The organism is Gilliamella sp. Pas-s95 (assembly GCF_009795795.1).
Lineage (GTDB): Bacteria > Pseudomonadota > Gammaproteobacteria > Enterobacterales > Orbaceae > Gilliamella > Gilliamella bombicola.
Window position 1 is genome coordinate 1 of record NZ_WTFC01000033.1, and the last position, 19,380, is coordinate 19,380.

A 19,380-nucleotide genomic window follows, 5' to 3' on the forward strand; every position below is an offset into this window, starting at 1 on the left:
TTAAAATCGAATGTATATTTTTTTGCCATAATTTTATTCCCAAAAGTAGATTTAAACAATCCAACTTTTGGGGGGCAGTTCAAAATCTCTAATCGCACTTAAAACTAGTCTATTGATAATATTAGTTTTTTTTGTTTTAGTAATTTTTTAAAAATTACCAAACTTTACTAAACACGCTTTGCCAAAAAGCAAGGGCTAGTGCATAATATATAGCCAATAATAAATAAAAATAATCCACAATAGCGATTATGATAGATGAGGTGTAATGAAAATGGGATTAGTCAAACAGGCCGCTGTATTGAGTATGCTATTAGCATTAGCTGGCTGTGATAATAAAGATGCTAAGCAAAATGCAAATTCTGAACTATTAACAACTCCATCGGCATCGGAATTTGTTGATAATAACCATACAGCCGATCCCAATGATAACGCTAAAATAGATAATCAATCCAAGCCACTTTTTAAACCTACCCCAGAATTAGTCGAAAAATATCATGATAAAGAATTAAAGGTCATTGATAGTTCGGAAGTTATTCTTGATGGTTCAAGTACACTGGTTATTACCTTTTCGGTTCCTTTAAATCCTAATCTTAAATTTTCGAATTTGTTGCGTTTAGTCGATCGTCAAACGGGGAATGTTGATGGGGCATGGGAATTGTCTGACAATGGATTAGAATTAAGACATCGTTACCTTGAACCAAACCGTGATTTAGAACTCACTATTGATAAGATGTTAGCGGGCATTAATGGTAGTAGTTTAGCCGCAGTCTATCAAACTCATATTAAAACCCAAGATCGTAAGCCAATGGTTGGGTTTGCTAGCAGTGGTTATTTGTTGCCAAGCAAATCAATGAGTGGTTTGCCAGTGGTTACTCTTAACGTTGATAAGGTTGATGTTAACTTTTTTAAAATTAAGCCTGAAAAGCTGTCCGATTTTATTGATAATTATGGTTTTATGAATCAATTGTCATTTTGGGACTCTAAGGATTTACATCAGTTTGTTGATTTAGTTTATACGTCTCGATTTGACTTAAATCCAAAACGTAATTCACAAGAAACCGTATTACTTGATTTGTCGTCCATTACACCATTACAACAAGAGGGTGTTTATTTTGCGGTGATGAATCAAGCTGGAATTCATAATTATTCAAATCCTGTGTCGATGTTTTCGATCAGTAATATTGGTTTTGCAGTGCATGCCTATGAAAACGGTAAATTATCAGTCATTACCCATGCATTAGATAATGGAAAACCTCTTTCCGATATCAACTTATCGGTTTTATGTAGCAAAAGTATTCGAGACAGTAATAAGGACTGTAAAACAGTTTCTGCCAAAACTGACGCTAATGGTTATGCCGATATAACTTTACCTAAAGGTATGGAGTACGCTTTGTTGACAGCAAGCGATGGTAAGCAGATTTCTTTGGTTAATTTGGATCGTGGCGCATTAAATTTAAGTGAATATAATTTAATGGGGTCGGCTTTTTATCAAAAACAGTTGTTTGCTTTTGGCGCTCGTGACTTATATCGGCCAAAAGAGACGGTCTATTTTAATGCGCTTTTGCGTGATGCCAATGGTAAGCCGTTGCCTGTTCAGCCGATTGTGGTTGATGTTATGTCACCCGATAATTTAGTGGTTGAAAATTTTACAATCAAAGCGAAAGCTGATTCAAACGGTTTATACCAATGGCAATATGCTATTCCAGCGAATGCAGAAACAGGCAAATGGGCTTTTCGTTTTAATTTAGGGGATGATAATTACCGTTATGCTTATTTTAATGTTGAGGAATTTTTGCCAGAGCGCATGGGGATGGAAATTACTACCACATCAAATAACCCCATCATGCTTGATAATGAAATTCATTTTGACGTTAAAGGTTGGTATCTTTATGGTGCCCCAGCCTCGGGTAATCGTTTAGAAAGTTATGTTTATGTTAAGAAGAACGATACAATCCCTAAGCTTGCTGATTATAAAATTGGTAATGTGGTTGATAATGGGGGCGATCGTCAACTTGATAATATTGATGCGCTTTTAGATAATAATGGCATTGCACAAATTAAGATTAATACTAAAGATTGGGGTAAGTTAAGTTCCCCTATTAATGTGGTTTTACAAGCTAGTTTGCTTGATTCTGGTGGTCGGCCTGTGACGCGTTATGCCAGCCAAGCTATTTGGCCAAGCGAGCAAATGCCGGCTGTGCGTGCGTTGTTTTCCCAATCGCCTTATTATGATTGGTCGTTAGATCGGTATCAAAACAGCCCGACGGTTGATAAAGGCGCCAATGCTGAGTTTGAAGTAGCTTATGTCGACGTTGAGGGCAATAAGCTGGCGGCAAGGAACTTAAAGGCAAGGGTTATTCGTGAGCGCCGCAATTACTATTGGAGCTGGTCTGACGATTCAGGATGGCATCAAGAGTACAATTCGAACGAATTTGTTGTGCAAGAGCAACCGCTTTCTATTGATGAAAATGGCACCGCTAAAGTAAGCTACCAAACCGATGATTATGGTTCTTACCGTATTGAGGTGATTGATACTAAAAATGGCGTGACCAGTAGCTTGCGTTTTAGAAGTGGTTACGATTGGGAGGATAATACCAACGGTACCCATTCTGTTCGCCCTGATCAGGTTAAATTAAGTCTTGATAAGACAGCTTATGCCGTTGGCGATACTGCTAAAATACATGTTCAAGCCCCTGTTGCGGGTTCTGGCTATATTTCGCTCGAAACCAATGATGGTATGTTGTGGAAGCAAGATATTACCGTTGATGACGATGGTCTTGATGTCGATATTCCAATTAAAGATTGGGGACGTCATGATATTTATATTAGTGCGATGATTATTCGACCATCAACCGATGCCGCAGTACAGACCATTAAGCAGGCGATTGGTTTACTTTATTTGCCAATTGATACGTCTGATCGTCAATTAAACGTAAGTATTGAAGCACCCAAAAAGACAGAGCCTGAAAAGACCATTCCAATAACAATCAAAATGGATAAAAATGCAATCCAGCAAGATCATAAGGTAACGGTGTTAGTTTCGGCTGTGGATTCTGGTGTGTTAAATATTACCAATTTTGTAACTCCTGATCCTTATAGTACGTTTTTGGGCCGTAAACGTTATAACGTCGATCTTTATGATGTTTATGGTAAGTTGATTGAAGGTAAAGGGCGCAATGTCAATATGAGCTTTGGTGGTGATGCAATGCTTGGTGCTAGTGCAGGCGGTAAAAAGCCATTAAATGACGTTAATATTGTGGCTCAGCAATTGCAAACCATTCAGTTAAATGATGATGGCGAAGGTGTTGTTGACCTTGCTTTACCTGATTTTAATGGCGAATTGCGCATAATGGCACAAGCATGGGATGATACTCGTTTTGGTAAGGCTGAACAGACCATGCTTGTTGCATCACCGGTGGTGACTGAACTATCTACACCGCGCTTTTTGTCGGGCGGTGATCAGGCTAATTTGGCGTTGGATTTGAATAATCTAACTGACAAAGCGCAAACGATGCAGATCGAGATTTCTACTGATGGTTTGGTTTATCAAAATTCAGATAAGGTAGTAACATTAACGCTTGATAGCAAGCAAAGACAAATTATTCAAGTGCCAATAGCTGCCGATTATGGCTATGGGCAAGGCACGGTTACTGTTAATGTTAAGGGGATTTTGTTAGAAGATGGTTCTGATTACCAGATCAAGCGATCTTGGAACATTGGCGTTAGACCTGCATATGCCGCAACCACACGGTATTATTCTATAGCAATCAATGGCGGTGAAAACTGGTCATTACCTGAAGATAGTCTTGTTGATATGATTGACAATACCGTTGATGGTAAATTAATTGTATCAAATCAACCTCCGCTCAATATTGCTCAATATGTTAAAACGTTATTTGCCTATCCATATGGCTGTTTGGAACAGACCATTAGTGGTTTAACACCGTCATTATATGCAAACCAAGAGCAGCTTTCTGCTTTAGGGATTAAAACCGAATCGGATGACAAACGACGTGAAAAAGTGCAATTGGGTATTTCGCGCATTTTATCGATGCAACGCAATAATGGTAGTTTTGGTTTGTGGAGTAGAGATAGTGCCGAAGAACATTGGTTAACGGTGTATGCAACTGACTTTTTATTGCAAGCCAAAGAGCGGGGCTATAATGTGAATAATAATGCGCTTGATGCGGCTATTTCGCGTATTAGCCAATATGTTTACGATACTAATGCGTTTAATAGTTTGCAAAATTACTACGATAATTCACAAGTGGCTGATTATACACAGTTTGCCACTAAAGCTTATGCTTTAATGGTGCTGACAAAGCAAAATAAAATCACGGTATCGGTGCGTAATGAAATTAATCGAATGTATCAACAGATCACTCAGGGTAATGTTAAGGTGTTTTCACCATTGCCGATTGCTCAGTTGGCACTATCTGCGAAACTGGCTGGTTTTGATAATATCTATGACAGTTTAATGCCGCAGGTATTTACTACAAGTTATAATCATCAATATTCTTGGTTGGGTGAATATGGTAGTGCTATTCGTGATAATGCACTGGTGCTATCTTTATTGCTCGACAACGGACTCAGTGTTGATAAACAAGCGGATTATTTAATTCAGTTATCAGATTTACTCAATGATACGCGTTATTTTTCAACGCAGGAACTCAATGCCTTATTTATGGCGGGTTGGTCGTTAGAGCAACATAAATCGTCGCAAAAATTTGATGTTGTGATTAATAATCATACAAATAATGTCAATTCAGCACTATCGCGCTCTTTGGCTTTTGCCGATTTGGCTAATGGTTTAACCATTTCAAATCCAGAAAATGCGCAGCCGCTTTATGTCAAATTCACTGTTTCTGGTTACGGCAAGAAGTCCCCAGCGCCAACAAGTGATAATAGTGAATTAACCATTAAACGTACTTATTATGATTTGAACGGTAATAAAATCCAACCGAATAATATGAAAGTAGGGGATTTGATGGTAGTTTTATTAGAAGCTAACGCGCATAAAGAAGCTGTTCACGATGCATTAATTGTTGATTTTTTACCGGCTGGTGTTGAGTTAGAAAATCAAAATCTAACCAATAGTAGTGTGAGCTTGCAGGCTATTCCTGAACTAGCTAATTTGTTGAAAGATGAAGACAGCAATGATGTTAAATATCAAGAATTTCGTGATGATAGATACGTTGCGGCCGTTGATATTAATCATTATGTGAGTGATGGTACATATCGTACACGCGTTGCTTATTTAGCTAGAGCGGTGACGGCGGGGAATTATATGATTCCATATCCTTATGTCGAATCAATGTACCGCCCTGAGCGGTTTGCCATTGGTCAATCCTTTGACTTGATATCTATTGTTGAGCGTAATGGTGAATCGAATATTTCAGATCAACAATAGTAGGTCTTAATTCGATTTGATGATTAAAAATATAAATAAATAGATACCGCTAACATTCGTTAGCGGTATCTATTTATATTCAACTATAGTTTTTTTGAGCTTTTGACAAAATGAAAAAGTGCCTGCGCTATATTCTGGTTTTCTTGTTTTTTTTCATCCTTGTATTATTAGGCGGCTTTTTTGTTGCCGATCATTTCTTTCCACTCTCTATTACAAACAATAAAACGACACAAACCATTCTTGCTGAAGATGGCACACCCCTTTGGCGTTTCGCTGATGAAAATGGTGTTTGGCGGTATCCAATCCAATTAGATGATGTGCCTAACGATTATCTTGATGTGTTGTTGAATTATGAAGATCGTCATTTTTATGAGCATGTGGGTATTAACCCTGCTTCATTACTACGAGCCGCTTGGCAAAATATCAGCAATAAGCGGATTATTTCGGGTGGGAGTACGATTTCGATGCAAGTTGCAAGGTTGCTCTATCCGCATGATCGTACGATGATAGGTAAGTTGAAGCAAATATTTCGAACGTTACAACTTGAGCTGCATTTTACCAAAGACGAGATTTTAACTTTGTATATTAACCGTGCACCATTTGGCGGCACTATCGAGGGTTTGGGATCGGCGAGTTGGTCTTATTTTGGTAAAGCGCCAAAAGCGTTAACACGTAGCGAGGCGGTGTTATTAGCGGTATTGCCACAAGCGCCAAGCCGTTTGCGTCCTGATAGATATCCTAAGCGCGCCAAACAGGCTCGGGACAAGGTTTTAGCAAGGTTAGCTCAATACCAAGTATGGTCACCTGATATTATAGATCAAGTCCAAAAAGAAGAGGTCTGGGTTTACCCACGTAAAAAGCCACAACTTGCGCCTCTGTTAGCTCGAAGATTAAACCAACAATACCCAAATATTGATATTATTCACTCAACTATCGATCTATCTCTGCAATATAGTCTTGAAGATATTGCCAATAATCGTAAAAACCAACTCCCCCCCAAAACTTCGCTGGCTATTTTAGTTGTCGATCATACCGATATGTCAGTAAAAGGTTATATAGGTTCAGTTGATTTTAATGATAAAGAGCGGTTTGGTCAGGTCGATATGATAAGCGCACTTCGCTCACCTGGGTCAACATTAAAGCCTTTTATGTATGCGTTAGCAATTGATGATGGTATGATTCATTCTGAGTCGCTATTGCAAGATACACCGCGAATCAGTTCTGATTATAGGCCTACAAATTTTGATGAAGATTTTTATGGTCCAATCAGTGCTTCAGAAGCATTAAAAAATTCATTAAACTTACCTGCGGTTGAGCTAATTGAGCTTTATGGTCCTAAACGGTTTGCCGGTAAGCTTGCTAGTATTGGTTTACCGCTTGAGTCTAACGGTAATAATCCTAATATATCGTATATATTAGGTGGTGCATCGTTAAGAATGGATAATTTGGTCAGCGCCTATAGTGCCTTTGCTCGTCATGGGCAAGTTAGTCCTTTACGTTTTACGCAAGATGAACCATTGCTAAGTAAGCCATTTATTAGCGATGGTTGCGCATGGATCACAAGGCAGATGCTAGTTAATAATCATCAACTTGTCTATAAAACAGGTACTAGTTATGGCTATCGTGATGCTTGGGCAGTTGGTATGAACCCTCGTTATTTAATTGGTGTTTGGGTTGGTCGTCCTGATGGAACGCCTGTTGTTGGACAATACGGCAGTATTACCGCAGTGCCGATTTTACAACAAGTTAACTCGTTATTATTAAATAAAGATCGACGACTCAATAGACCATTACCTTTAGTAACAAAACCGGCAACGGTGACTTCAGCAAAAATTTGTTGGCCATCAGGGCAAGTTCTGCCAGCAAACGATGAAAACTGTCACCGGCAGAAAAATGCTTGGATATTAAATAATATGATTCCTCCAACGCTTGATACGCTTACGGTGCTTAATAACAACATCTATCGTTCAGGATGGGTCACTATTTGGGTCAATAATGAGGGCAAACGTGTGTCTGCGGATTGTCTCAATGCGCACAAAAAACAGATTGCATTATGGCCAATAGCATTAGAAAATTGGCTGTTACCGAAAGAACGCAGGCAATCGCTATTTCCTGAAATGGATAAAGATTGCCCCGTGTTTGGTAAAGATGTCTTTTCACCACTTAATATTATTGGCCTGCGAGATAAGCAATTGGTAAAACGTTTACCCGGGCAACAAGATGTTACCATTGATGTAACACCACAAGGCGGTACAGGCGATAAATGGTGGTTTCTAGATGGTGATCTGATTGAGCAAACCCATGACAATCAAAAAGTTGCCTTAAGGGTAACTCAAACAGGTTTACATCATCTATTATTATTAGATCAAAGTGGTCAAATTTTACGGCTGTCATTTACCCTTGATTAACTAGGAGCAAGCATATGACTATTGAAAGAACATTATCCATCATCAAACCCAATGCCGTTAAAAAGCAATTGATTGGTGAAATAGTCACGCGTATCAACCAAGCAAAACTCAATATTGTTGCATTAAAAATGCTTAGATTAACGAAAGAACAAGCTGAAGGCTTTTATGCAGAGCATCAAGGTAAATCATTTTTTGATAAATTAGTTAACTTTATGATATCAGGCCCAATAGTTGTTCAGGTTCTTGAAGGCGATAATGCTATTAAACGTTATAGGGAGTTGATGGGACCGACTGATCTATCTAAAGCAACCGCAGGTACTTTGCGGGCTGACTTTGCTGACAGTATGACCGAAAATGCTGTACATGGTTCAGACTCTTTAACCTCGGCCGAAAAGGAAATTGCTTACTTTTTTGTCGATAGTGAGATAGTTGGGTAAATCAATATTGCAAAACACTTCGCTTGTATATTGGTGATAATTGTAAACTAATTTGCAATGTGTAATTTAAATGGTTGGCACTTTAGAAGTTGTAATGTTTCTTCATCTAGATTGTTATCGGTAATAACATCTGTAAAGTGATTTAGTGGGATAGATGTAAATAGAGAATAGCAATTATATTTGCTACTATCAGCAACAAGTACGATTCTATCTGCTTTTTCAGCAAAACTTGCTTTTATTAGGGCTTTATCTTCTGTTGGAGCTGTAACACCTTTATTTATGCTCCATGAATTACAACTGATGAAGGAAATATCTGGGTTAATCTGTTGCAATAAAGAACGCCCATGTTCACCAATGCATGATTGACTACTATCATCTATTTTACCACCAATAATTGTCACTTCAATTTGCTTAAATTCAGACAAAAATAGAGCAATATGTAAATCAGAAGTGATCACTCTAACTGGCATTTGTGTTATTCTTTTTGCTATTTCGAGTGTTGTTGTACCGGCATCCAAGGCAATTGAATCACCAGCTTTTATAAGTCGGGCAGCTGTATCTGCAATAAGTTGTTTTTCAGTGAAGCTTTTATGAAGTTTTTCTAATGTTGTTGGTTGTGCAGGGATGAATCTATTTAGTGTAACTCCTCCGTGTGTTCGGCTTATTACACCCTGCTGATCCAGTTTTATCAGATCACGACGAATTGTGGCGGGAGAAGCTTCTGTTGCTATAACCAATTCTTCGACAGTTACCAGATTATGAATTTTAAGATAGTCCATGATTTGATCAAGCCGATTATATTTTCCCACCTTACAATCCCCGTTTTTAATCAGTTATGTTGTTATTTATGATAACAGTTCTGCTAATCGAATAGATTCTATCATACTATCGGGTTTAGCAACACCTTGCCAAGCAATGTCATATGCTGTGCCATGGTCAGCCGAAGTTCTAATGAATGGTAGACCTGCTGCAATATTAACACCGTCATAAAATCCTAATAATTTTAGCGGAATATGGCCTTGATCGTGATACATAGCTACAACTATATCAAATTTGCCTTGATGGGCTTGTAAAAAAACGGTATCAGGAGCACAAGGTCCAATAGCGTCAACTCCTTGATTTCGCATTTTTTCTATGGCTGGTATCACAAATTTTATCTCTTCATCACCAAATAAACCGTGCTCACCAGCATGGGGGTTTATACCGGCAACGGCTATTTTAGGTTGTTTAATACCCACTTTTTTAAGAAAGTCATCGGCAATTTTAATAACTTTTTCAATGCGTTCACAGCTTAAATTGTCTAAAAAATTACGTAATGAAACATGGGTAGTCACATGAATAACTTTAAGGGTATCTGTATAAAGAACCATCGCAACATCTTTACTATTGGTTAATTTTGCTAATAGCTCGGTATGGCCTGGATACATATGTCCGGCAGAATGTAACGCCTCTTTGTTTAATGGTGCAGTTGCAATCGCTGCTACGTCTCCGTTTAAAGCAAGTTCGGTGGCTTTTACTACACAACGATATGCTAAATCACCCGCTTGTGGTTGCAGTGTTCCTGGTTTTAATGAGTCAATATCTTCTAATTTCATATCAATCACATTAATAACATTAGGTTTAAAAGTGGCTTTATTAACATGATCAATTACGTTAATAGAGACATTATTGAATAGTCCCATTTTTAATTGTTTTTCTAAAAGCTTTGCAGAACCAATTACAACAGAATGCACATTTTTAAGCACATCAGATTGTAATGCTTTGACAATAATTTCAGGTCCAATACCAGCAGGATCCCCCATTGTTATTGCTATGATTTTTGACACGATAGTCTCCTCTAAATAAATTCTAATGATTTTAAAAATATATCTTGTTCACCAAAGCCCCCTGCTTTGGTAAATACTCGAAAGTGAACTGGTTTTTTGCTTAGCAACTTACCATACGGGACACCTGTACTTACTTCTCCCTGAATTCTAAAGCCAATAGCTCCCAACGATTTTGCAATTGAAATAGCTACATCACCGCCTGTTAAAAATAGATTATCAAATTTTAACTTTGCAACTAATTGCCCTAAAGCATCGCATATTTTTTCACCAAGTTCTGTTCGTGAAAGATGATATTGTTGACAATAGTTATCAACCTTAAATCGATCGGTATGGGTTGAACATGTTCTAACAATACAATGTTGATTAGTATCAAGTATTTTTTGAATTTTATTTCTATATTGATTTAATTTTTCTAAAGAAAAGTTAGGTAATAAATCAGAAAGATCGACATTAACAACTTGCCAATTATTATCCCCATTTTTGACAGTGTAATTTATTTGTTGTTGTGTTTTTTCACTCATTGAACCCGCAATAACCAGAATTGGAGTTGTCGTTTTTTTTTCATTATTGATTAAATTTTGTTTTTTGTCTGTCGGAATAAAATTAATTATCCCAGCAGATCCAACTAATAATAATTGGTTTAGTAGCGGTAAAATTTGTGAAACAATTATTTGTAAGTCATCATTTGTTTCTGCGTCGATTATAATAATTTTATTTCCGCTTTGGAGTAAGAGCTCAATTTGCTCTTTTAGAGTATAATTTCTTACCGCATCTAAATAGATTTCTCCACATGAAAAATCAGTTTGTTGTTCAATCACTTTTTTGATACTTGACGAATAAATAGGCGTTTTAGGATCAGTAGCAAATTCAGTCTTAATTAATTCAACGCCATCAATATAACATTGTCCATTCTTTGTTATTCTCTTCATATTAGGAAAGGCAGGAATAATTAAAGCTGCTTTATATTGTGTTACGTTTAATAGTGTTTCAATTTCAGCGCCAATGTTTCCTCTTAATGTTGAGTCAATTTTTTTATATATCTGTTTTAAACTTGGATAGTTTGAAATAACTGTTTTTATTCTTTGTTGTGCTTCTTCTATTGATATAGAACGGCTTTCTGTATTAATTACTATCACATCGCATTCATTTTGTTTCATTTCTTTAATATTTGCGTTTGAAGATATAGGTGCTTTTTCCCAGTCGAAAACGACATCAACAACCATTCCTTTATTCACAAATTGAACTCCAGCATCATTTGAGCCAGTGAAATCATCCGCAACTATTAATTTAAACATTGATTAACTCTTAGTCATAAATTTTCTATTTTTGTGATTATACAGGTTCTTTATTAAAAAACACAACCAAAATGATTAAATATAATCATTTTAATCGTAATGTGATCTGGATCATAATTATAAATATTAAATTTGATCATAATTGAAACATAAAATAATATTTAATGATTAATATAAATCATTATGATTTTTGATGTTCATTTTTGTGATACTTATTGGAGCCTAATTATGCACATAAATAGTACGATTTTAAGCGGGCAGGGAATATTAAATGATCTTCATTATTTATTGGAAGAGCGCGAACACGTTCTTTTTATTACGGATCAAAATATTGTCAATTTGCCCTTGGTGTCAGATTTTATTAAAAAAGTACAAGATACCGTTGCCGTTGTTACATTAGTTGATGATGTTCCGCCAGAGCCTAGCCATCACGATGTTACTAATTTATTAAATAAAATGAAAATATCTAATGCTGACCTTGTTATTGGTGTCGGAGGAGGAAGTGTTCTTGATGTCGCTAAATTAGTTTCGGTTTTATGTGTCAAAAATTCTAATGTTACTCTTGAGCTGTTATTAGATGGAATAAAGCCAACTCGTCGATGTACTTCAATATTAATTCCAACAACCGCAGGAACAGGGTCTGAAGCTACGCCAAATGCAATTTTAGCAATACCTGAAAAATGTACTAAACAAGGGATTATTTCTCCTGTCATGTTACCGGATTATGTTTGTTTAGTTCCTGAATTAACCATTTCAATGCCAAACCATATAGCTTCTTCAACTGGCATTGATGCTTTGTGTCATTTAATTGAATGTTTTACTGCCAATATATCCAATGCTGTAGGTGATAATTATGCTTTAATAGGGATTGAAAAGCTGTTTAATTCGCTTGAGAGATCTGTCAAAGATAAAACAGATCTTGAAGCAAAACTCAATATGCTTTGGGCTTCTTATTATGGTGGTGCGGCTATTGCTCATGCTGGTACGCATTTGGTTCATGCTATGTCTTACCCGCTTGGCGGTAAGTACCACATCCCTCATGGTGTTGCGAACGCAATTTTACTTGTTCCTTGTATGACATTTATTCGTGATGTAGCAGTTGATAAATTTTCTCAAATCTATGATTTATTACCTGATGCAGACTTAACCTTAACCAAAGAAGAAAAATCACATGCATTGGTTAACTATTTTAGAGATCTAGTTAAACGTTTAGCATTGCCGTCTAAGCTACAAGAACTCAATATTTCCCCCGATGATTTACCTTACTTAGTTAATGCCGCTCTTGATGTGAAACGGTTAATGAATAACGTACCTAAAAAAGTTTCAAAACATGATGTGTTAGCTATTTACCAATCTCTTTTATAAAAAATATAGCTAGCAGGAGTGAATATTATGACAAAAAAAATAGAAGGTATCTTAACCGCGATTGTGACAACTTTTGATGACAATGGAGATTTTTGTCCAAAACGGATGCGTAATCAAGTTCAACGTCAACTAGCTAATGGAAATAGTATCTTTTGTAATGGTACTAATGGTGAATTTTTTGTATTAAGTAGACAAGAGAAGATAAAAGTAACCGAGGTATGTGTTGATAAAGTCGCAGGACGTTCACCTGTGATGGCCCATATTGGTGAAATATCAACACGCGAAACCATTAAGCTAGGTAAAGAAATTGAAAAATTGGGGGTAGATGCTGTATCGGTCATTGCTCCTTATTTTGTCCCGCTAAAACAGGATGAATTAATTTATCACTATAGTTTAATTGCCGATGCACTGACTGTCCCTGTTTTTTTATACAACATCCCAGCCAGAACAGGTAATACCATTCAACCAGAAACCGCTGCAAAACTTGCTGAACACCAAAACATTTTAGGAATCAAAGATAGTGCCGGTAGTGCCGAAAGTTTGCAAGCCTTTCTTAATGTTGCTAATAGCATTGACAATTTTAATGTGTTAACAGGGCCTGATTTTTTGATTTATCAAGGATTTGTTGGGGGCGCAGTTGGTTCCATTTCTGGTCTTGCCAATGTGGCACCGGCTTATATTAATGCAATTTGGAAACACTTTAAGAATGGTGACCTTAATAAATCTAAAGATGCGCAAGATGCTGTAGGGAATTTAAGAAAGGATTTATATGCAACAGTGTTTTCACCTGCCGCTGTGAAAAAGGCTCTAACTTTAATGGGAGAAGATGTAGGTGTAAGCCGCTATCCAATTTTGTTTTCAGATGAACATATTGCAGCAATTCAAAATATTGTGAATCAGTTATAACCAATATTTAACTTGTAATTATATAAAAAAAGAAAGGTGATTTATGCATTACTTTGGAACGATGGACACAATTATTATTATTAGTATTGTTGTTCTTTATATTTTAGCAACCTCTTGGTTGACTTATTTTTTAAGAAGTAAAAATAACAGTGATTTTATGGAAGGGTCACGAGCTGTTCCCGCGATTGTTGTTGGTATTTTGTTAATGACTGAGTATATTGGTGCTAAATCAACAATAGGTACAGCTCAATCAGCATTTGATAATGGGATAGCTGCATCATGGTCAGTCATTGGCGCGGCAATTGGTTTTCCATTATTTGGCTTATTGCTAGTTAAGAAAATTTATAATACTGGTGAAATTACCATTTCGGCAGCTATTGCTCAGAAATATGGTAATTCAACTAAAAATCTAATATCAATAATTATGATTTATGCGTTAGTGCTCGTCAATGTTGGTAATTATATAAGTGGTGCTGCTGCAATTTCTACTGTGCTACAAATTTCTTTGCCTGTTGCCGCTTTTATTACCGCTGTAGTTAGTACCTTCTATTTTGCATTTGGTGGATTGAAAGGTGTTGCTTATGTGACAATCGTTCATAGTGCTATTAAATATTTTGGTGTGCTATTTATTTTAGGTACAGCACTATACCTTACTGGTGGTTTTGCTCCTATGATTGAGCAAATGCCTCCTCATTATTGGACTTGGGATGGTACAATTGGTGCAAGTACTATTTTTGCTTGGTTAATAGGAACTATCGGTTCAATATTTTGTACTCAATTTGTGATTCAGGCAATGTCATCAACTAAAGATGCAAAATCAGCCAAAAGAGCTTGTTGGTATGCTTTCTTCTTCTGCTTACCTATTGCAATAGCGATAGCTGTTATTGGAGTTTGTGCGAAGTTTCTTCATCCTGATATTAAAAGTCTGTATGCACTGCCTGTTTTTATTCAAGATATGAATCCTTTTATGGCTGGTATTATCACTACCTCTTTAGTTGCTTCTATATTTATTAGTGTTAGTACTGTTGCATTAGCAATTGCATCTTTGATTGTGAAAGATTTTTATGTGCCATATTTTAAACCAACTCAAGATAAAGAGTTTAAAGCAACAAAGGTTATTTCTGTTATTGTTGGTTTTGCTCCTTTGCTGTTGGTGCTTGCTTTCCCTGAAGTATTAAAATTGTCCTTTTTTACTAGAGCTATCCGTTTATCAATAACGATAGTTGCAATGATAGCTTTCTATTTGCCATTTTTAAACAGTACACGAGCTGCAAATATGGCATTAGTCGGTGCCGCAATTATTACTTCACTTTGGTTTTACTGTGGTGATCCATTAGGCATAAATAACATGTATGTAGCATTACTTTCTCCTGCACTAATTATGTTATTAGATAAATTATTAATTAGTCCTTTTGTTAAACCTAAAACAAAAAACGATGCTCAATAGGAGGAGTTAATGACTAAATTTAAATTAGATTGTTCTGGTAAATTGAACAAAAGTAGTAATGACTCAAAGAGAATTGAAGCTTATTTACCAACGGAATGTGTTCAAAATCACGCAGCGAATTTATTACAACTTTCTAACGGAGATCTTCTTTGTACGTGGTTTGGTGGAACGCAAGAGGGGATTGCTGATATTTCAGCCTATTATTCAAGATTGAATAAAGGAAGTAAAACATGGACAAAAGCCGTTAAACTCTCTGACGATCCTACTAGATCGGAACAAAACCCATTATTCTTTTTAGATCCCGATAATGTTTTGTGGCTCTTATATACTGCGCAAATATCAGGAAATCAAGATACGGCAATTGTTCGTTATCGAAAATCAACTGATTTTGGTGAAACTTGGGGCCCGATTAAAACGTTATTGGAAGATCCTAACAAAGGTATTTTTATTCGACAACCGATAACTGTAATGCCGAATGGAGATTGGCTTTTACCAGTATTTTATTGCATTGCTAAACCAGGTGAAAAGTGGATTGGTAGCTATGACACCAGTGGTGTAATGATATCAAAAGATAAAGGTAAAACGTGGAAAAATGTTGATGTGCCAGATAGTCTAGGTTGTGTGCATATGAATATCTTAATGCTTAAAGATAATTCTTTATATGCTATTTTCCGTAGTCGTTGGGCTGATCATATTTATGAAAGCAGATCAATTGATGGCGGTTATACTTGGACAAAACCAATAGCTACTGTTTTACCTAACAATAATTCTTCGATACAAGCTACAGTATTAGACAATGGACATATTGCTTTAGTATTTAATAATTCAAGTGCAAAAGATGCTAAAGAACGACGCGTTTCACTTTATGATGAAATTGAGGATACAAGTAGTGAAAATAAAGAAGAAGCAAAAATTGTAGATGGACAAAAAAATGCTTTTTGGGGGGCACCTAGAGCTCCTATGTCTTTAGCAATATCTACAGATAATGGTAAGACATGGCCTTTTATCAGAAATTTAGATGAAGGGGATGGTTATTGTATGTCAAATAACTCAAAAGATAATTTAAATCGAGAATTTTCATATCCGAGTATTAAGCAAGGTTTGGATGGTAAGCTACATATTGCTTATACTTATTTTAGAATGGCAATTAAATATGTAGTAGTTGACGAGGATTGGGTACAAAATTCTGATTAATGACTTTGAGCCCTATTAAGTTTATAGGGCTTGTTTTTATGGTTTTACATGTTAAATATGTAATTGGAGATTACAAATGATTGCAGGTAATATAAATTTTTTAAACTTAGCTACACTACCTAAATCGTTATATTGTATTTTATCTCGTCCAGAAATAAATTTTAATATTTTAAAAAATCAATTGGATGGTAGATATCAGCTTGATGGTGAAAAATGGTTTTATAATATAAATGAATCCTACACTTCGCCAGAGCAAGAGAGACATACAGAATTTCATAAACAGTTTTTAGATATTCAATTAATTTTATCTGGTGAAGAAATTATTCGTTACAGCTTGACTGATTCAACTAACGAGCAATGTTATGAAAAAAAAACAGATCTTTTCATTTTAGAAAATCCTAGATTGAATAATTTTATACATTTAACTGCTGGTGATTTTGTAACATTTTATCCTGGTGAGCCTCATCAAGCACTTTGTATGGTTGATGTTCGGAATAAAGTACGTAAGGCGGTGTTTAAAGTTCCGATAGATATTATTTAAAAGAGTATTTCATTTTAATCATTTACTACAACATCCTTTCAAATTAAAGCAAATTCAATTATTGAATTTGCTTTTTTCATAAAATATTAATCAGAGAACAATTAATATAACTTTAAGTTATAAACATGTGATTATTTGTTATTTATTCATTTGATTCTTTGTTGTTAGACTTTAACTGAAAATAACATAACCTTTATTAGGGAGAATCAGGATGAAATTGTTGACTAAATCACTAACAGTAGTCGCATTAATAAGTAGTTTGTTAGGTACAAATTCTGCTTACGCAGACCGCCTTGATGACATCGAAAAACGCGGGGAAATTAAAATAGCAGTATTTGATAGTAACCCACCATTTGGATATGTTGATGAAAAAACCAATAAAATTGTTGGTCTTGACGTTGATTATGCAAATGAAATCGGTAAAGCACTCAATGTTAAAGTTGATCTTGTTCCAACCAATCCTGCTAATCGAATTCCATTATTAACATCTAAAAAAGCCGATTTAATTGTCGCGAATTTTACTGTTACAGATGAACGGGCAAAAACCGTTGATTTTAGTTTGCCTTATTTTGCGACTGGTCAAAAATTTATAGCAAAAAAAGGTGTTTTAAAATCAGTCGATGATTTAAAGAGCCTTCGTATTGGTGCCGATAAAGGTACTGTCATGGAAATCACACTGCGTGAAAAATACCCAACTGCAAAAGTGATTTCTTATGATGATACGCCATTTGCTTTTGCGGCATTACGTAATGGTGTTGTACAGGCAATTACTCAAGATGATGCTAAATTAATTGGTTTACTCGCTAATGTACCAGAAGAACAACGCGCAGCATTTGAAATTTCGCCATTTAGTATCACCCAAGAATATCAAGCAGTTGGTATACCAAAAGGGGAAGAGCGTTTGAAAGAAAAAGTGAACCAAATTTTATTAACACTTGAAAAAGATGGTCAAGCGTTAACAATTTATAATCGTTGGTTTGGACCTGAAACCACATCCGCTATGCCTCGTGGTGATTTTAAAATAGGTAAAGGTCAGTAAGTTATGCACGAGCAATTACTTGAATCCCGTTATTGGTGGTGGTTATGGGATGGTTTTTTAGTTACGTTAGCTATCTCATTGCTTACTATCGTCTTTTCAACATTACTGGGTTTTTTATTAGTTATTGCTCAACAAAGTCGAATTAAGATTATTCAAGGGATTGTAATGGGGTATAACGCAATTTTTCGTTATTCCCCATTATTACCTCAACTCTTTTTTTGGTATTTTGGTGTGGGTAATTTATTACCAGTCGAATTTAAGTTATGGCTATTTGATGAACCACAAATTTCGTTGTTCTTTTTTTCACTGAAAATGCCGTCCTTTGAATTTATAATTGGTTTAGTTGGTTTAACGTGTTATTCCAGCGCTTTTATTGCCGAAGAGTTTAGAGCCGGTATTGCTGGTATAAGACAAGGGCAAGGACAGGCTGCATTAGCATTAGGGTTAACTTGGTGGCAAAGTATGCGATTTATTATTTTACCGCAAAGCTTTCGTATTGCCTTTCCGCCTTTAATTGGTCAGTATATGAATATTATCAAAAATTCATCGTTAACAATGGCTATTGGTGTACTAGAGCTTTCTTATGTATCGCGTCAAGTTGAAACCGAATCATTAAAAACCTTTCAAGATTTTGCCATTGCAACTTTATTATATATTTTGGCAATAGTGATGGTTGGCACTGTAGGTAACATTTATCAAGCAAAACGATTACAAATAGGTAAGGTGTAATCAATTATGGAACTTAAAGGTTTAGAGGTTATTTATAACAATTTAAGTTATATGATGTGGGGAAACTTTCCTGGAGGCATTTTTTTAACGTTGTTAATGAGTTTTGCTACAATTATAGTTTCAACGCTGTTAGGTATTTTGGCTGGTGTAGGGCTGACAGTCTTAAAAGGAACAGTACGCTATTTATTAGTTGGTATGCTTGGTTTTTTAAGAGCAATCCCTGTTATTATGCTTATTTTTTGGACTTACTTCTTATTACCTGTATTGCTTAATGTTGATGTGCCAGCTATTGCAACGGTGATATGTGCATTATCCTTAATTGGTTCTGCATATATTGGTCATTCAGTGCATGCCGGTATGATTGCGGTGGCTAAAGAACAATGGCAAGCAGCATTCTCGTTAGGGTTGACTAAAAAGCAAGTTATTTTGTTTATCATTTTACCACAAGCTCTTAAAATGATGCTGCCGTCTTTTGTCAATCAGTGGGTATCGCTTATTAAAGATACGTCTTTGGCCTATATTGTTGGGGTGGCGGAATTTACTTTTATTGCTACTCAAGTTAATAATCGTAGTATGGTTTATCCAACTGAGATCTTTTTATTTGTTATTGTCGTTTATTTTATTATCTGCGCATCGCTTGATTTTGCTGTTTCTATTTTGCCAAAATGTCGATTATTTCATTCTAAATAATTTTCTATCTATCTGTATTGGCCCGTTTAGTAAATAAGAATTTTATTAAGGTTCTTTTAAGGTTTATGCGTTAAATTATTAATAATTTAAATA

General features: G+C 35.8%; 14 protein-coding genes. 11 read left to right on the forward strand and 3 right to left on the reverse strand.

The features are described 5' to 3' along the window. The first annotated feature begins 271 nt into the window (after window positions 1–271). The 3 genes from GQ598_RS08960 to ndk all read left to right on the forward strand — a co-directional run bounded on the left by GQ598_RS08960 (window position 272) and on the right by ndk (window position 8,255). Entirely contained in the window at window positions 272–5,410 is a 5,139-nt protein-coding gene (locus tag GQ598_RS08960; protein ID WP_160403810.1) for an alpha-2-macroglobulin, read from the forward strand. Between the two features lie 110 nt (window positions 5,411–5,520). Then, complete coding sequence (gene pbpC, locus GQ598_RS08965) at window positions 5,521–7,818, forward strand: penicillin-binding protein 1C (protein WP_160403812.1); 2,298 nt, start codon at window positions 5,521–5,523, stop codon at window positions 7,816–7,818. Window positions 7,819–7,832: 14 nt separating this feature from the next. Further along, entirely contained in the window at window positions 7,833–8,255 is a 423-nt protein-coding gene (ndk, locus tag GQ598_RS08970) for a nucleoside-diphosphate kinase (protein WP_091350837.1), read from the forward strand. A 47-nt stretch (window positions 8,256–8,302) separates the two neighbouring features. Here the strand turns inward: ndk and GQ598_RS08975 are convergent, their stop codons facing one another. Genes GQ598_RS08975 through GQ598_RS08985 form a run of 3 tightly spaced genes read right to left on the reverse strand, consistent with a single transcriptional unit; the run spans window position 8,303 to window position 11,376 of the window. Beyond that, window positions 8,303–9,064: a DeoR/GlpR family DNA-binding transcription regulator gene (locus GQ598_RS08975; protein ID WP_160403815.1), complete on the reverse strand. Its 762-nt coding sequence runs from the start codon at window positions 9,062–9,064 to the stop codon at window positions 8,303–8,305. Between the two features lie 36 nt (window positions 9,065–9,100). Continuing rightward, entirely contained in the window at window positions 9,101–10,081 is a 981-nt protein-coding gene (gene pdxA / locus GQ598_RS08980) for a 4-hydroxythreonine-4-phosphate dehydrogenase PdxA (RefSeq protein ID WP_160403817.1), read from the reverse strand. A gap of 11 nt (window positions 10,082–10,092) precedes the next feature. Continuing rightward, on the reverse strand, window positions 10,093–11,376 hold the full coding sequence (locus GQ598_RS08985; RefSeq protein ID WP_160403819.1) for a four-carbon acid sugar kinase family protein: 1,284 nt from the start codon (window positions 11,374–11,376) through the stop codon (window positions 10,093–10,095). 228 nt (window positions 11,377–11,604) lie between these two features. Here GQ598_RS08985 and GQ598_RS08990 point away from each other — a divergent pair, with 228 nt between their 5' ends. The 8 genes from GQ598_RS08990 (at window position 11,605) to GQ598_RS09025 (ending at window position 19,287) form a co-directional block, all read left to right on the forward strand. After that, window positions 11,605–12,741 carry an iron-containing alcohol dehydrogenase gene (locus GQ598_RS08990; RefSeq protein ID WP_160403821.1) on the forward strand — a complete coding sequence of 379 codons (1,137 nt, stop codon included), beginning with the start codon at window positions 11,605–11,607 and terminating at the stop codon, window positions 12,739–12,741. 27 nt (window positions 12,742–12,768) lie between these two features. Next, a complete protein-coding gene (locus tag GQ598_RS08995) occupies window positions 12,769–13,647 on the forward strand; it encodes a dihydrodipicolinate synthase family protein (RefSeq protein WP_160403822.1) in 879 nt (292 codons plus the stop codon). A 43-nt stretch (window positions 13,648–13,690) separates the two neighbouring features. Beyond that, on the forward strand, window positions 13,691–15,094 hold the full coding sequence (locus GQ598_RS09000) for a sodium:solute symporter family protein (RefSeq protein ID WP_160403824.1): 1,404 nt from the start codon (window positions 13,691–13,693) through the stop codon (window positions 15,092–15,094). 9 nt (window positions 15,095–15,103) lie between these two features. Further along, on the forward strand, window positions 15,104–16,288 hold the full coding sequence (locus tag GQ598_RS09005; RefSeq protein ID WP_160403826.1) for an exo-alpha-sialidase: 1,185 nt from the start codon (window positions 15,104–15,106) through the stop codon (window positions 16,286–16,288). Window positions 16,289–16,364: 76 nt separating this feature from the next. After that, window positions 16,365–16,829 carry a YhcH/YjgK/YiaL family protein gene (locus tag GQ598_RS09010; protein WP_160403827.1) on the forward strand — a complete coding sequence of 155 codons (465 nt, stop codon included), beginning with the start codon at window positions 16,365–16,367 and terminating at the stop codon, window positions 16,827–16,829. A 205-nt stretch (window positions 16,830–17,034) separates the two neighbouring features. After that, window positions 17,035–17,868 carry an ABC transporter substrate-binding protein gene (locus GQ598_RS09015; RefSeq protein ID WP_370516536.1) on the forward strand — a complete coding sequence of 278 codons (834 nt, stop codon included), beginning with the start codon at window positions 17,035–17,037 and terminating at the stop codon, window positions 17,866–17,868. Window positions 17,869–17,871: 3 nt separating this feature from the next. Then, window positions 17,872–18,597 carry an amino acid ABC transporter permease gene (locus tag GQ598_RS09020; protein WP_160403832.1) on the forward strand — a complete coding sequence of 242 codons (726 nt, stop codon included), beginning with the start codon at window positions 17,872–17,874 and terminating at the stop codon, window positions 18,595–18,597. 6 nt (window positions 18,598–18,603) lie between these two features. Further along, the gene (locus GQ598_RS09025) at window positions 18,604–19,287 is read left to right on the forward strand and encodes an amino acid ABC transporter permease (RefSeq protein ID WP_160403835.1); all 684 of its coding nucleotides are present in this window, start codon (window positions 18,604–18,606) and stop codon (window positions 19,285–19,287) included. Window positions 19,288–19,380: the final 93 nt, after the last annotated feature.

Coding starts and splice junctions, on each gene's coding strand:
- GQ598_RS09025 (WP_160403835.1), top strand. CDS start 18,604: ATGGAACTTAAAGGTTTAGAGGTTATTTATAACAATTTAAGTTATATG.
- pbpC (WP_160403812.1), top strand. CDS start 5,521: ATGAAAAAGTGCCTGCGCTATATTCTGGTTTTCTTGTTTTTTTTCATC.
- GQ598_RS09005 (WP_160403826.1), top strand. CDS start 15,104: ATGACTAAATTTAAATTAGATTGTTCTGGTAAATTGAACAAAAGTAGT.
- GQ598_RS08960 (WP_160403810.1), top strand. CDS start 272: ATGGGATTAGTCAAACAGGCCGCTGTATTGAGTATGCTATTAGCATTA.
- GQ598_RS08985 (WP_160403819.1), bottom strand. CDS start 11,376: ATGTTTAAATTAATAGTTGCGGATGATTTCACTGGCTCAAATGATGCT.
- GQ598_RS09000 (WP_160403824.1), top strand. CDS start 13,691: ATGCATTACTTTGGAACGATGGACACAATTATTATTATTAGTATTGTT.
- GQ598_RS09020 (WP_160403832.1), top strand. CDS start 17,872: ATGCACGAGCAATTACTTGAATCCCGTTATTGGTGGTGGTTATGGGAT.
- GQ598_RS09010 (WP_160403827.1), top strand. CDS start 16,365: ATGATTGCAGGTAATATAAATTTTTTAAACTTAGCTACACTACCTAAA.
- ndk (WP_091350837.1), top strand. CDS start 7,833: ATGACTATTGAAAGAACATTATCCATCATCAAACCCAATGCCGTTAAA.
- GQ598_RS08990 (WP_160403821.1), top strand. CDS start 11,605: ATGCACATAAATAGTACGATTTTAAGCGGGCAGGGAATATTAAATGAT.
- GQ598_RS08995 (WP_160403822.1), top strand. CDS start 12,769: ATGACAAAAAAAATAGAAGGTATCTTAACCGCGATTGTGACAACTTTT.